We start from the raw sequence: 14,045 nt of genomic DNA, 5'->3' as shown, positions 1-14,045 counted from the left end.
CGGGCTTGCCCGCGAAAGCGTCAGCAGCGTCAAAGCAAATCGGAAGGGGTCAACTGTTGGCCCCGCCACTCAAACGCCACCGGCGCCAACACCTGATCGATTTGCGCCTCACTCCACAGAGTCGCGAAACTCTTGCCTACGCCCGGATGCACTCTATCCGGCGCAATCAGCGACAACGGCCACAGCACGAAGGCATTTTTCAGAATCTCTGCACGCGGCAAGATCAAACCGTCGAAGTTGCCCACCAGGTCGCCGAACAGCAGTACGTCGATATCCAGCGGCAAGCCCTTGCGGTCCGGCGCATAACGGCCGTTATCCGCTTCGATGAATTTCAACCGTCGATCCAGCTCCATCAGCGGCAGATCGGTGAAAGCCGAGACCACAAAGTTGAAAAACGGCCCGCTCTTGATCCCCACCGGCTGGCTTTCGAATACCGCCGAGCAGCGCATATCCACCAGGAAACCCGCCAAGGCGTCCAGGCCTGCCTGCAAATGGGATTCGCGCTCGATATTGCTACCGAGCCCGAGATACACCTGAGTCAGCGACATCCGCGCTCGATCTCCACACCCACACCTGTGGCCGCCGGGACGGCACCTGGCTTGGTCAGTTTGAGGTGCATCCAGGTGATCTTGAATTCGCTCATCAGCACTTCCGCCAGACGCTCGGCAAAGGTCTCCACCAGCTGGAACTGCGCCTGCTCGGCGAACGCCTGGATGCGCGACGAAACGCTCGCGTAGTCGAGCGCCAGGGTCAGGTCATCACCGGCGGCGGCCGGGCGATTGTCCCAGGCGAAGCTCAGATCAAGTCGCAGACACTGTCGGATGCCTCGTTCCCAGTCGTAGGCACCGATCACGGTGTCGACTTCCAGGCCCTCGATAAACACTCTGTCCAAGCACTTCTCTCCACTGCACGACAAGGGCGCAATGCGCCGTTAGAATCAGGGCGTCCTCGCCCGGAATAGTTAGCATGTTTTGGTTACTGGCGATCCTCGCCTACCTGCTCGGCTCTCTGTCCTTCGCCATTTTGCTCAGCCGCCTGACCGGTAACCCCGATCCGCGAATGAGTGGCTCGGGCAATGCCGGTGCCACCAACATGTTGCGCTTGGCCGGCAAGAAGCTCGCCATCCTGACCTTGCTCGGCGACCTGAACAAAGGCCTGCTGCCCGTATTGATCGCAGGTGCAATGGGCCTTTCACTGCAAGAACAGGCCTGGATCGGCGTCTGCGCCGTTATCGGTCACCTGTTTCCTCTGTACTTCCGCTTTCGCGGTGGCAAGGGTGTCGCCACTGCGGCCGGCATGCTCCTGGGACTCTACCCGCCCGCCGCGCTGCTGGCGGTCTGCGCCTGGCTGCTGACGTTCTACCTGACCCGCACCAGCTCCCTCGCCGCCCTGATTGCCACACCACTGACCCTGCCGTTGCTGGCCTGGCAAGAACCGACGGCACTGCTGCCCATGAGCGCGCTCACGGGCCTGATCGTCTGGCGTCATCGCGGCAATCTACGCGACCTGTTTGCCGGGCGCGAACGGCATTTTTAAATACCGCACGTGAGCGCCGCTCATCACAGCGCCGACAGTTGCTCCATCGGCCAACGCGCCTGCACGCTGATCGCCAGGCTTTCATGCTGGCCGGCCTGCAAGCGCTGGCAGCCGGCAAACGCAATCATCGCGCCATTATCGGTGCAGAACTCCGGACGGGCATAAAACACATCGCCCTTCATGTCGCCGAGCATTTTCTCCAGTGAAGTACGCAGCGCTTTGTTGGCGCTGACGCCCCCCGCGATGACCAGACGCTTGAGACCCGCCTGTTTCAGGGCTCGCTTGCACTTGATGGTCAAAGTCTCCACCACGGCCTGCTGGAACGCCAGCGAGATGTCGCAACGGGCTTGCTCGCTGTCGTCCCCGGCGTTGACGCTCTGCTGCCAGGTGTTCAGAGCAAAGGTTTTCAGGCCGCTGAAGCTGAACGCCAAGCCTGGACGATCACACATCGGACGCGGGAAAGTGAAACGTCCTGCAACGCCCTGCTCCGCCAGACGTGCGATCTCCGGACCGCCCGGATAATTCAGGCCCATCATCTTCGCGGTCTTGTCGAATGCTTCGCCGGCAGCATCGTCGAGGGTCTCGCCCAAGAGCGTGTAATGGCCAATCCCGTCGACCTGAACCAGCTGTGTATGACCACCGGACACTAACAAAGCGACGAACGGGAACTGCGGTGGCTGCGGCTCCAGCATCGGCGCCAGCAAATGACCTTCCATGTGATGCACGCCCAAGGCCGGAATGCCCCAGGCAAAGGCCAGCGCCTGGGCACAGGAAGCCCCCACCAGCAAGGCTCCGACCAGGCCAGGGCCCGCGGTATAAGCGATGGCGTCGATCTCGGTCGGCACACAGCCGGCCTCGGCCAGAACCTGACGAATCAAGGGCAGCATGCGCTTGACGTGATCACGCGAAGCCAGCTCCGGCACCACGCCACCATAGGCACGATGCAGATCGATCTGGCTGAACAGCGCGTCGGCCAACAACCCGCGCTCACTGTCGTAAAGTGCGACACCGGTTTCGTCGCAAGAGGTTTCTAATCCCAGTACTAGCATGGGTTTGCGCCTTGTAGAGGCTGAATTCGAAGGCGCGCATAATAGTCGTCGCGTGATGCCCCGACCAGCGGTTTTCGATCAGAGGCTTTGCATTCCGAGCGATGAGGGGTTAACATCCGCAACCCTTAAAAACCGACGTCTTCAAGTGCTCTTTTGCCGCGAGGATGTTGACCCCGGTAATGAATGAAGGTAGCTCTGGATGCCAGCCGTCAAAGTAAAAGAGAACGAACCCTTCGACGTAGCTCTGCGTCGTTTCAAGCGCTCCTGCGAAAAAGCCGGTGTACTGGCTGAAGTTCGTAGCCGCGAATTTTACGAGAAGCCAACTTCTGAGCGTAAACGCAAAGCAGCAGCCGCTGTTAAGCGTCACGCCAAGAAAGTTCAGCGCGAACAGCGCCGCGCCGTTCGTCTGTACTAATACACAGACGATCGTAGCAAGCTTCTGCCAAGCCCGGCCCTCAGCCGGGCTAATGGCATTTGCGGACAACGCTTGATGCTTCACCGTCAAAGCCGCAGACGCGACCGAGACAAACCTGCTTCACAGCGTCAGACCTGGCTCTTTTGCCAGCGGTGCACGTCTTTTCTGACGAGCCTTCCAAGGCTACTGACGAGCACACCCACTGATTCCTCTCACGACGATCAGCCCAAGGCACCTTCTTGCGTGCCCGCTTATGAGCTATCCGAGGCCAATGACTGGCCGTCGCCGGATTCAGCGAAATACTTTCAAATAGTCGAATACTGATTGGTACTAACGTCAGTGGATTTTCGGCAGATACACTTCCCGACAGCGATACGCAGACGACACCGGTCGAGCCGCATACCATGCGCGCCTCAAACAACGACTCCGTGTTCGGCCGCCCTTCGTTTTGGGTCCATTTCAGCGCAGATGACGAGAACGCCATGGCCGGGCTAATTCCCCAGAGCTTCATTGACGACCTTCTGAACCGCACCGACATCGTCGACGTGGTCAGCTCGCGCCTGCAAATGAAAAAAGCCGGCAAGAACTACACTGCCTGCTGCCCGTTTCACAAAGAGAAAACCCCCTCCTTCAGCGTCAGCCCCGACAAACAGTTCTATTACTGCTTCGGCTGCGGCGCTGGCGGTAACGCCCTCGGCTTCATGATGGACCACGACAACCTGGATTTCGTCCAGGCTGTCGAAGAACTGGCCAAAGCCGCCGGCATGGAAATTCCCCGCGAAGAAAGCGGTCGGCCGCACAAACCGCGGCAGCCCACCGATTCGCCGCTGTATCCGCTGCTCACCGCCGCCGCCGACTTTTATCGTCAAGCGCTGAAAAGCCATCCGTCGCGCAAAGCCGCCGTGGATTACTTGAAGGGTCGTGGACTAACGGGAGAAATCGCCCGGGACTTCGGCCTCGGTTTTGCCCCGCCCGGCTGGGACAATCTGTACAAGCACTTGAGCAGCGATACCTTGCAGCAAAAGGCCATGATCGATGCCGGCCTGCTGATCGAGAACGCCGAAACCGGCAAGCGCTATGACCGCTTCCGCGATCGCGTGATGTTCCCGATCCGCGACAGTCGCGGGCGCATCATCGCCTTCGGCGGCCGAGTGCTGGGCGACGACAAGCCGAAATACCTGAACTCACCGGAAACCCCGGTTTTCCATAAGGGCCAGGAACTCTACGGCCTTTATGAAGCACGCAAGAACAACCGCAACCTCGACGAAATCATCGTCGTCGAAGGCTATATGGACGTCATCGCCCTCGCCCAGCAAGGCCTGCGCAATGCCGTCGCGACCTTGGGCACCGCTACCAGCGAAGAGCACATGAAGCGCCTGTTTCGCGTCGTGCCCAACGTGCTGTTTTGCTTCGATGGCGACCAGGCCGGCCGAAATGCCGCCTGGCGGGCACTGGAAGCAACCCTTCCATGCCTGCAGGACGGGCGACGGGCGCGCTTTCTGTTCCTGCCTGAGGGCGAGGACCCGGATACGCTGGTCCGCTCCGAGGGCACTGACGCCTTCCGCGCGCGAATCAATCAGCACGCCCAGCCATTGGCCGATTACTTTTTTCAACAGTTGACCGAAGAATCGGACCCGCGCTCCCTCGAAGGCAAGGCCCACATGGCCACCCTCGCCGCACCGCTGATCGACAAGGTCCCGGGCGCCAACCTGCGCATCTTGATGCGCCAGCGCCTGAGCGAAATTACCGGGCTTAGCGGTGAAGCCGTGAGCCAACTCGTGCAAAGCACGCCTCAGCCCCAGGAAGCGCCACCCGCTTACGATCCGGGCATTGATTACGACGCCATGCCGGATTACAGCGACTACCATCAGCCGCAGGCGCAAGAGATGTACGCGCCGCAGCAGGAATGGACGCCGAAAAAGCCTGGCGCAGGCGGCAAGAAATGGGACAAGAAGCCGTGGGACAAGAACGGCAAACGTGGCGGTGATCGCGATCAACCGCGCGCCCCACGAGTGCCGGCCGCTGTAGAGCCACCCACCCTGGCCGCCTTGCGCACGTTGCTGCATCACCCGCAACTGGCTGAGAAAGTCGAGGATGCCGGGCACTTCGCTGCCGAGGACCATACCAACACGCAACTGTTGGTCGCCCTGCTCGAAGCCGTACAGAAAAATCCCAAGCTAAACTCATTTCAACTGATTGCGCGTTGGCACGGCACCGAACAAGGCCGACTGCTCAAAGCGCTGGCAGAAAAGGAATGGCTGATTGATGGAGATAACCTTGAACAACAGTTTTTCGACACCATTACTAGCTTGTCAGCCCGCCAACGCGAGCGAAACCTGGAACAACTTCTTCGAAAAGCCCGTCAAAGTGAATTGAGCACCGAAGAGAAAAATCAACTGCGCGACCTTTTAAGTCGCAATGTTTCCGCATCAAGCCCGACCTCAACTGGCGCGTGAGGTCATAGCTCAGGTATAATCCTCGGCTTGTTTTTTGCCCGCCAAGACCTTCAGTGGATAGGGTGTTATGTCCGGAAAAGCGCAACAGCAGTCTCGTATCAAAGAGTTGATCACACTTGGTCGTGAGCAGGGCTACCTGACTTACGCGGAGGTCAACGACCACCTGCCGGAGGATATTTCAGATCCGGAACAGGTGGAAGACATCATCCGCATGATTAATGACATGGGGATCAACGTATTCGAGGTTGCGCCAGATAAGGATTCCCTTATGCTGGCCGACGCCGATACCGACGAAGCCGCGGCCGAAGAGGCAGCAGCAGCGTTGGCAGCGGTCGAGACCGACATTGGTCGCACCACCGACCCTGTGCGCATGTACATGCGTGAAATGGGTACGGTAGAGCTCCTCACACGTGAAGGCGAAATCGAAATCGCCAAACGTATTGAAGAGGGCATCCGCGAAGTGATGGGCGCAATCGCGCACTTCCCTGGCACGGTTGACCATATTCTCTCCGAGTACACTCGCGTCACCACCGAAGGTGGCCGCCTTTCCGACGTCCTGAGCGGTTATATCGACCCGGACGACGGCATTGCGCCGCCTGCAGCCGAAGTGCCACCGCCTGTCGACCCGAAAGCCGTGAAAGCGGACGACGACACCGACGACGATGACGCCGAAGCGAGCGATGACGAAGAAGAAGCCGAAAGCGGTCCGGATCCGGTTATCGCCGCACAGCGCTTTGGCGCCGTCGCCGATCAGATGGAAATCACCCGCAAGGCCCTGAAAAAGCATGGTCGTGGCAACAAGCTGGCAATCGCCGAGCTGATCGCCCTGGCTGAGCTGTTCATGCCGATCAAACTGGTGCCGAAGCAATTCGAAGGCCTGGTCGAGCGTGTTCGCAGTGCCCTGGATCGCCTGCGTCAGCAAGAGCGCGCGATCATGCAACTGTGCGTTCGTGATGCCCGTATGCCGCGTGCCGACTTCCTGCGCCAGTTCCCGGGCAATGAAGTCGACGAAAGCTGGACCGATGCACTGGCCAAAGGCAAAAGCAAATACGCTGAAGCCATTGGTCGCCTGCAACCGGACATCATTCGTTGCCAGCAAAAGCTGACCGCGCTGGAAACCGAAACCGGTTTGACGATCGCAGAGATCAAGGACATCAACCGTCGCATGTCGATCGGTGAGGCCAAGGCCCGCCGCGCGAAGAAAGAGATGGTCGAAGCGAACTTGCGTCTGGTGATCTCCATCGCCAAGAAGTACACCAACCGCGGTCTGCAGTTCCTCGATCTGATCCAGGAAGGCAACATCGGTCTGATGAAAGCGGTAGACAAGTTCGAATACCGCCGCGGCTACAAATTCTCGACTTATGCCACCTGGTGGATCCGTCAGGCGATCACTCGCTCGATCGCCGACCAGGCCCGCACCATCCGTATTCCGGTGCACATGATCGAGACGATCAACAAGCTCAACCGTATTTCCCGGCAGATGCTGCAGGAAATGGGTCGCGAACCGACCCCGGAAGAGCTGGGCGAACGCATGGAAATGCCTGAGGACAAGATCCGCAAGGTGTTGAAGATCGCTAAAGAGCCGATCTCCATGGAAACCCCGATCGGTGATGACGAAGATTCTCATCTGGGTGACTTCATCGAAGACTCGACCATGCAGTCGCCAATCGATGTCGCCACTGTTGAGAGCCTTAAAGAAGCGACTCGCGAAGTCCTGTCCGGCCTCACTGCCCGTGAAGCCAAGGTTCTGCGCATGCGCTTCGGTATCGACATGAATACCGACCACACCCTCGAGGAGGTTGGTAAGCAGTTCGACGTGACCCGTGAACGGATTCGTCAGATCGAAGCCAAGGCGCTGCGCAAGCTGCGCCACCCGACGAGAAGCGAGCATTTGCGCTCCTTCCTCGACGAGTGATCACAAAACCCCCGGCCCAGGCCGGGGGTTTTGCTTTATGCAGATTAAATGCCCCGTACATCCCCCCCGCCGCATAGCCCGTCTACACTCGAAACATTCCCCCAAGCCATAACGAGACCGTTATGCCCAGATGGCCGACCGTGCTTTTTTTGCTGTCGCTGATGACCTGGACCGCAACGGCTGGCGCGCTGACTCTTACCGACGAAGAACGTAGCTGGCTGACGGCCCACCCGGAATTGCGCCTGGGCGTGGACGCGTCCTGGCCACCGTTTGAATTTCGCGACGAACACGGGCGTTATCAGGGCCTGGCAGCGGACTACATCAACGTCATCCGTCAACGGTTGGCCATCAAACTCACGCCCATCGAACCGGTCAGCTGGACCGAAGTCTTGCAGCAGGCAAAAAAAGGCAAGCTAGACATCTTGCCGGGCATCATGTCGACTCCCGAGCGCCAGACGTATCTGTCGTTCACCCGCCCCTATCTCGACTTTCCAATTGTCATTCTGGCTCACGTCGGAGGCCCCCAACCGCGCAAACTCGAAGACCTGTACGGGCTGAAGATCGCCGTGGTGGAAAACTATGCCCCCCATGAACTATTGCGCACCCACCATCCCGACCTGAATCTGGTGGCGATGCCCAACGTCAGCTCGGCGCTGCAGGCGCTGGCCACCGACGCCGTAGACGCCGTCGTGGGCGATCTCGCCTCCAGTGTCTGGAGCCTGCGCCAACTCAAGCTCGACGGGCTCTACGTCAGCGGTGAAACACCCTATCGCTACCAATTGGCGATGGCCGTGCCCCCGAACAACAAGCTGCTGGTCAGCATCCTGGACAAAGTCCTGGCAGACATGACCCCGAGTGAAATCAGTGCCATCCAGGAACACTGGGTTGGTAACGTCCTGGACCATCGAACCTTCTGGCTCGACGTGCTGATTTACGGCCTGCCAGGATTGCTGTTTCTCATGATCGTGCTGGCAGTGGTTATCCGGATCAACCGCCGACTCAGTTCGGAAATTGCCCGTCGAGTCGCTCTGGAACAGGAACTGCGCAGCAGCGAATACCATTACCGCGGGCTGGTGGAGAGTCTTTCAGCCATCGCCTGGGAAGCCCGGATCAGCGATTACACCTACAGTTACGTGTCACCTCACGCTCAGGACCTCCTTGGTTATCCCCTGCCCCATTGGCTGATTCCGGGCTTCTGGCGCAACATCATCCACCCCGCGGACCTTACCCGGGCCCAGACCTTCTGCGACCGTGAAGTGGCGGCCGGGCGCGATCACAGCGTCGATTACCGGGTCATCACCGCCGACGGCCGCTGCCTTTGGGTCCGCGATATCGTCAGCCTGATCGAGCACGCCCATGAACCGGTACTGCGCGGGCTGATGATCGACATCAGCGAAGCCAAGCGCACTGAAGAGGCGCTGCGCCTGTCGGAACAGAAGTTCGCGTCAGTGTTCCAGCAATGCCCGGATATTCTGGTAATCGCTCGCCTTTCCGACGGTTGTCTGCTGGAGGTCAACGAAGCGTTCGAGGAACAGATAGGCCTCAAGGCCGAAGACGTCATAGGCCAGACCGCCACCGACCTGAACATCTGGGGCGTACCCGGCGTGGGGCCGGGTTTATTGCAGCGGTTACAGGCCGGCAGCATCCGCAACCTGGAGATGCCCTTTCGCCGCAGCAATGGCCAGGTGTTTACCGGCCTGATTTCCGCCGAGCCTTTCGACCTCGATACGACCCCAGCCTTGGTAGTCGTCGTGCGGGACATCAGTCAGCTCAAGGAAACCCAGCAACAACTGCAAACCTCCGAAGAGAAATTCGCCAAGGCCTTTCATGCCTCCCCCGATGGCCTGCTGCTGTCCCGGCAGAGCGACGGCTTGCTGTTGGAAGTCAACGAAGGCTTCAGCCGTATTACCGGCTTCAACAGCGCGATGTCCGTGGATCGATCGGCTCTGGACCTGGGGATCTGGGTCAATCTCAACGAACGCAAACAGATGCTCGAGTTGTTGCACCGAGATGGTTTTGTTCGCGACTTCAGTTGCCACATCCGCCGCAAAGACGGGCAGATTCGGCTCTGTGAGGTTTCAAGCCGTCCATTGCCCATCGGCGATGAGGATTGCATGCTGACCATCGCCCGGGACATTACCGAGCGGCATCTGATGCAGGAGAAACTGCAGCAGGCCGCCACGGTGTTCGAGAGCACTGCCGAGGGTGTCTTGATCACCGACACCCAACAGCACATCAGCGCGGTCAACCGTGCGTTCACCGAAATCACCGGCTACAGCGAGAGCGAAGCTCTGGGCCACACCCCTCGCCTGCTCGCCTCGGGCCTGCATGACAGCGCATTTTATGCGGCGATGTGGCATCAATTGACCGCCGACGGTCATTGGCAAGGCGAGATTTCTAACCGGCGCAAGAACGGCGAGCTCTATCCGAGCTGGCTGACCATCAGCGCTGTGCGCAACCGGGATAAATTCATCACCCACTTTGTTGCGGTGTTCGCGGACATTTCCAGCCTCAAGCACGCGCAGGCCAAACTCGACTACCAGGCACACCACGACCCGCTGACCGGTCTGCCAAACCGCACGCTGTTCGAAAGCCGACTGCTGACCGCGCTGAACAACCAGCAGGAAAACGGTGGCCAGGGCGCGGTGCTGTTCCTCGACCTGGACCGCTTCAAACACATCAACGACAGCCTCGGCCACCCGGTCGGCGACCTGCTGCTCAAAGGCATTGCCGTGCGCCTCAAGGAGCAACTGCGCGATATCGATACCGTGGCGCGTCTGGGTGGTGACGAATTCATCATCCTGCTCCCCGGCCTGCAACAGTCCAGCGATGCTGACAACATTGCCACCAAGCTGCTCAATTGTTTCTCCGCTCCTTTCCAGGCCGGCGAGCACGAGTTTTTCATCAGCGCCAGCATCGGCACCAGTCTGTATCCCCGGGACGGCTGCGACGTCGCCACACTGGTCAAGAATGCCGATGCCGCGATGTATCGCTCCAAGGCCAAGGGCCGTAACCGGGTTGAAAGCTACACCCGCGACCTCACCGCCCAGGCCAGCGAACGCGTGGCGCTGGAGCATGAACTGCGCCGCGCCATGGAGCGCAATGAGCTGTTTTTGTACTACCAGCCCAAAATCAGTCTGGACGATCATCGAGTAGTGGGCGCCGAAGCACTGATTCGCTGGCATCACCCCACCTTCGGCGATGTACCTCCCGAGCACTTCATTCCCCTGGCCGAAGAAAACGGCATGATCCTGCAAATCGGCGATTGGGTACTTGAGACCGCCTGCCGACAGATGTACGAGTGGAATCAGGTCTATGAGTGCCTGGGCCCACTCTCAGTCAACCTCGCGGGCGCTCAACTGCGCCAGCCGAACCTGCTCGGCCGGATCGAGCAATTGCTCAAGGACAACCACCTCAAACCCGGCTTCCTGCAACTGGAAATCACTGAAAACTTCATCATGAGCCAGGCCGAAGAAGCGCTGGCGGTGCTGCACCAACTCAAACGCCTGGGTGTGCAACTGGCGATCGATGATTTCGGCACCGGCTACTCGTCGCTGAGCTACCTCAAACGCCTGCCGCTGGACATCCTCAAGATCGACCAATCCTTCGTCCGCGGCCTGCCGGACGACCCGCATGACGCAGCGATTGTTCGCGCGATCATTGCCCTGGGCCGCAGCATGCAATTCACCGTCATCGCCGAGGGCGTCGAAACCCAGGCCCAGCAGCAATTCCTGGCTGCGGAGGGCTGTGAGCAGATCCAGGGCTACATCGTCAGCCTGCCGCTTCCCCCCGACGAATTCGCCACGACGTTTCTTCGTACAGCCATATTGGATTTTTCGGATAGCACAGCCGAGAAACCATCGCTATAATCCGCGGCCTACTGAGGGCCTATAGCTCAGTTGGTTAGAGCAGAGGACTCATAATCCTTTGGTCCACGGTTCAAGTCCGTGTGGGCCCACCAACTCCAAAGCCGCGCATTGCGCGGCTTTCGCGTTTCTGGCTGGTCCACCACAGATACCGTCCTATGGTCCAAGGGTACAATTCTGGTTCGCCAGCCGCCAAGGCGCTTCAAGGAGGTGCCTTGGCCTACAGGTCATCCTCTGGATTGCGCAACAGCCGCAACTCACCGCGTGCAACCTCATCCGGCACCGCGAAGGAGTACCGTCCCAGCATAGTGCCCAGCTCCAACGCAGCTGACATCTCCCGAGCACGATCATACTGATCGTAAGCCGAATCTAGGTCGAAGCTATTGTTCTCTTGCTTCAGGTCCCACAGTACACTTTCGGACGCCGAATGAGCCGTCGCCGTTGCCACTGACCGAAAACTGACCTTGCGGGGGTGCGGTAGCTGGCGATGAGACCCGTGCAGACGTCAAATTCCCAGGGGCCTCACATCAAAGACCGTTTGCATCTTAGTCACCGCCTGTAGAAAATCATCGTCTTTTTGCACGAATGGATACGCGCATGAAGTTCGAGAAGACCACGCAGTACAGGTCCGAGGAAGGGATCGTCTTCAATCTGTCTCAAATCACCCTCATGGAAAGCGACCGAGGTCGCCTGCGCGAGCTGCACTTTGGCGAAGCGAAACGCGCCCATTACCAAGTCAACAGCATGGTCGTCGATATGTACGACCGAATGCAGGCTCGAAACCTGCCATGCCTGCTGACAGTCTGCATTTCCAATCCCCTGACCCGGCAGCAGGCCGATGCTATCAGCACTATGCGCGGCAACGTCGCCAAGGGAATTGCTGCGGCCTCAGGTGGCGTTGCCGGGAGGGTAGGTGCGTTGGGCGGGCCGCTCATTGGCTGGGCTTCAGGTGCAGTCGTGACGACAGGTGTCAACTGGTACCTCAAAGGGGCCCTGCCGAACCTGCATGCAGGTGACGTGCTGATCAGCATCGAGGGAGAGGTCCATGGCGGGATTGGCCCACAGCGCTCTGTCGTGACGCTGGTCATCAAGGTCTGAGGAACTGCACATGCCCTACATCATGCAAACTATCGTCCTTCTGGTGCTGGGCGCGATCCTCGTTCAGTTTCTGAAACCATACCCGCTGCGCAAGTGGCTGGGTTTGGCGCTGCTGGCAACGGGCTTGGTCAGCATCTTCAAGGTTGGTGAGCAGCAAGTGCTGGGCTTTGACCTGGAGCTGCTAGCACTGCTGGCCGTGCCGCTGGGCGTGGTGCTTTTCCTGACGCGGCGGCGGTTCACGGAGGGGGACTGAAGCCCTGGCACGATTTCTCGGTGCCGTCTCTGACCCAAAATCATATGGGACAACAGTCGATCAACAGCGCGTTGATCGATGATCTTAGCGTTGGACCTTGCCGGCGGATTGGGGGTTACTTTGAACATACTGGTAACTCCTAACGTAGGTTAGATGCCGCCAAAATCACTGCTAAATGATGGGTAGCGGCTGTAACGCAGGCCAGGTGCAGTCGGAAATGTGTAATGCCACATTGACCAGCCTCGCCAACTCTGCGGGCGCGGCCTAATTCTGATCCTAGACAGCACGGATCTAGCGCACATGAAAGGTCACCGCAATCGCCAACCTTTAAAGTCAGACTATACGCATGCCTTAGGCCAAGCCGCGTTTTGCTTCTCGATCTGTGAATGGAACGTGGTTTGGAGCTGCGAGAGAATTAGCCCGGGGGCACTACAGAAGATCGTGGGCGAAGAATTCACTGCGGGGCGAATTGCGAAACTCAAAGGCTGCAAAATCAGTACAACCACGGTAGAGTACTCAGCTTGAGCAACCTTCTCAAAATTACGTTTAACACCACGTATTACGGGGCCTCCAGCTATGCCAACCTACGTTCACCTACGAACGCTTTCTCTAGGCATATCAGCTCGCCCAGCAACTCATAATCCCTTGGTCGTAGGTTCGAGTCCTACTGGGCCCACCAAACACGAAAGCCGCGCAAATGCGCGGCTTTTTCGTGTCTGACATGTAGGTTTGCTTTACTGAAGGTTTCGAACTATCGGATGACGTCCGCCAAGGTTGTAGGCAAACTCCGAGAATTGCGTAATGGGCGCATTTAGGCACTTTGCCGCCTTGTTGGGCTTTTCTTCGACGGGTTTCCAAGCCCGGTCGCTGCCAATCAGCGACCGGGCTTGGAAACCCGTCGAAATTAGTCGCAACAGCGCCCCCTTCACGATTGCAAACGTTTTTTAGCTTGCACTTTTGAGTTATGGCGGCTGTGCGCGGGACGTCTTCGGGCGTGCCGGTTTCCTAATTTCCCGGTTTTCCAACCTGCGCACAGCTGCCACCCACTCGCTTGGAAAAGAACGTGACAGCTCCTCAAATTAGGAGTTACAACATGAATAAAACAGATTCGCCCGCAGCTTCCGAACTGAAAACCATCGGCCTCACGCCCTTCATCTATTGCTCGGATCAACCACTGTTCCACGTGAGCGCTGGCGCCCCCCATCCTCGACGCATTGACTCAAACTTCCGATTTGCTATCCCTCGCCAAATCATTTGCCGAGGACTCCGCCTATGCAAAAGACACCGACCGGCACGCCTGGGCCGCACACTATCTGACGGCGATGAGCAAAGCGGTGATTGATGATGTGGTGAAAGTGCTGACACCGCGACCTGCCCGCACGGCGACGGAGTCCGAAGAGTAGCGCCTGCTCATTCCTTGAAACACGCCCCGATTTTTCGGGGCTTCCAGATGATCG

General features: G+C 58.7%; 10 protein-coding genes, 1 tRNA gene and 1 pseudogene. 9 read left to right on the top strand and 3 right to left on the bottom strand.

Annotated features, from left to right (window positions below; genetic code table 11):
* Positions 1–29: 29 nt before the first annotated feature.
* A complete protein-coding gene (gene folK, locus PSH65_RS02905; protein WP_305424861.1) occupies positions 30–548 on the bottom strand; it encodes a 2-amino-4-hydroxy-6-hydroxymethyldihydropteridine diphosphokinase in 519 nt (172 codons plus the stop codon).
* The gene (gene folB, locus PSH65_RS02900; RefSeq protein WP_253552248.1) at positions 539–892 is read right to left on the bottom strand and encodes a dihydroneopterin aldolase; all 354 of its coding nucleotides are present in this window, start codon (positions 890–892) and stop codon (positions 539–541) included. Before folB ends, folK begins: the two co-directional genes overlap by 10 nt.
* Before the next feature lie 74 nt (positions 893–966).
* Between folB and plsY the strand changes: the two genes are divergently transcribed.
* Positions 967–1,536, top strand: a complete 570-nt coding sequence (plsY, locus tag PSH65_RS02895; RefSeq protein ID WP_305424859.1) for a glycerol-3-phosphate 1-O-acyltransferase PlsY — start codon at positions 967–969, stop codon at positions 1,534–1,536.
* 23 nt (positions 1,537–1,559) lie between these two features.
* On the opposite strand, the gene tsaD is transcribed toward plsY, so the two are convergent.
* Positions 1,560–2,585 carry a tRNA (adenosine(37)-N6)-threonylcarbamoyltransferase complex transferase subunit TsaD gene (tsaD, locus tag PSH65_RS02890; RefSeq protein ID WP_305424858.1) on the bottom strand — a complete coding sequence of 342 codons (1,026 nt, stop codon included), beginning with the start codon at positions 2,583–2,585 and terminating at the stop codon, positions 1,560–1,562.
* A gap of 199 nt (positions 2,586–2,784) precedes the next feature.
* On the opposite strand from tsaD, the gene rpsU reads away from it, so the two are divergent.
* From rpsU to PSH65_RS02850, 8 genes and pseudogenes are all read left to right on the top strand, one after another.
* Positions 2,785–3,000, top strand: coding sequence for a 30S ribosomal protein S21 (rpsU, locus tag PSH65_RS02885; protein ID WP_002551877.1), 216 nt, complete (start codon positions 2,785–2,787; stop codon positions 2,998–3,000).
* Positions 3,001–3,482: 482 nt separating this feature from the next.
* Complete coding sequence (gene dnaG / locus PSH65_RS02880) at positions 3,483–5,456, top strand: DNA primase (protein WP_305426933.1); 1,974 nt, start codon at positions 3,483–3,485, stop codon at positions 5,454–5,456.
* Positions 5,457–5,523: 67 nt separating this feature from the next.
* The gene (gene rpoD, locus PSH65_RS02875) at positions 5,524–7,371 is read left to right on the top strand and encodes an RNA polymerase sigma factor RpoD (RefSeq protein WP_007904230.1); all 1,848 of its coding nucleotides are present in this window, start codon (positions 5,524–5,526) and stop codon (positions 7,369–7,371) included.
* Between the two features lie 122 nt (positions 7,372–7,493).
* Positions 7,494–11,240 (top strand): bifunctional diguanylate cyclase/phosphodiesterase, encoded by a 3,747-nt coding sequence (locus tag PSH65_RS02870; protein ID WP_305424856.1) that lies wholly within the window; start codon positions 7,494–7,496, stop codon positions 11,238–11,240.
* A gap of 15 nt (positions 11,241–11,255) precedes the next feature.
* Positions 11,256–11,332: transfer RNA gene (locus tag PSH65_RS02865), tRNA-Ile, on the top strand.
* 502 nt (positions 11,333–11,834) lie between these two features.
* On the top strand, positions 11,835–12,335 hold the full coding sequence (locus PSH65_RS02860; protein ID WP_305424855.1) for a hypothetical protein: 501 nt from the start codon (positions 11,835–11,837) through the stop codon (positions 12,333–12,335).
* 10 nt (positions 12,336–12,345) lie between these two features.
* The gene (locus PSH65_RS02855) at positions 12,346–12,588 is read left to right on the top strand and encodes a hypothetical protein (protein ID WP_138866401.1); all 243 of its coding nucleotides are present in this window, start codon (positions 12,346–12,348) and stop codon (positions 12,586–12,588) included.
* A gap of 1,093 nt (positions 12,589–13,681) precedes the next feature.
* Positions 13,682–13,991 (top strand): annotated as a pseudogene (locus tag PSH65_RS02850) (DUF3077 domain-containing protein).
* Positions 13,992–14,045: the final 54 nt, after the last annotated feature.

Origin of the sequence: Pseudomonas sp. FP603, from assembly GCF_030687415.1 — a bacterium.
GTDB classification, from domain to species: Bacteria; Pseudomonadota; Gammaproteobacteria; order Pseudomonadales; family Pseudomonadaceae; genus Aquipseudomonas; species Aquipseudomonas wuhanensis.
This window is presented reverse-complemented; position numbering and strand designations above follow the sequence as displayed.

What these genes read in the sequence shown, in the direction of transcription:
- folK (WP_305424861.1), bottom strand. Translation starts at nt 548, where the DNA reads ATGTCGCTGACTCAGGTGTATCTCGGGCTCGGTAGCAATATCGAGCGC.
- plsY (WP_305424859.1), top strand. Translation starts at nt 967, where the DNA reads ATGTTTTGGTTACTGGCGATCCTCGCCTACCTGCTCGGCTCTCTGTCC.
- tsaD (WP_305424858.1), bottom strand. Translation starts at nt 2,585, where the DNA reads ATGCTAGTACTGGGATTAGAAACCTCTTGCGACGAAACCGGTGTCGCA.
- rpsU (WP_002551877.1), top strand. Translation starts at nt 2,785, where the DNA reads ATGCCAGCCGTCAAAGTAAAAGAGAACGAACCCTTCGACGTAGCTCTG.
- dnaG (WP_305426933.1), top strand. Translation starts at nt 3,483, where the DNA reads ATGGCCGGGCTAATTCCCCAGAGCTTCATTGACGACCTTCTGAACCGC.
- rpoD (WP_007904230.1), top strand. Translation starts at nt 5,524, where the DNA reads ATGTCCGGAAAAGCGCAACAGCAGTCTCGTATCAAAGAGTTGATCACA.
- PSH65_RS02870 (WP_305424856.1), top strand. Translation starts at nt 7,494, where the DNA reads ATGCCCAGATGGCCGACCGTGCTTTTTTTGCTGTCGCTGATGACCTGG.
- PSH65_RS02860 (WP_305424855.1), top strand. Translation starts at nt 11,835, where the DNA reads ATGAAGTTCGAGAAGACCACGCAGTACAGGTCCGAGGAAGGGATCGTC.
- PSH65_RS02855 (WP_138866401.1), top strand. Translation starts at nt 12,346, where the DNA reads ATGCCCTACATCATGCAAACTATCGTCCTTCTGGTGCTGGGCGCGATC.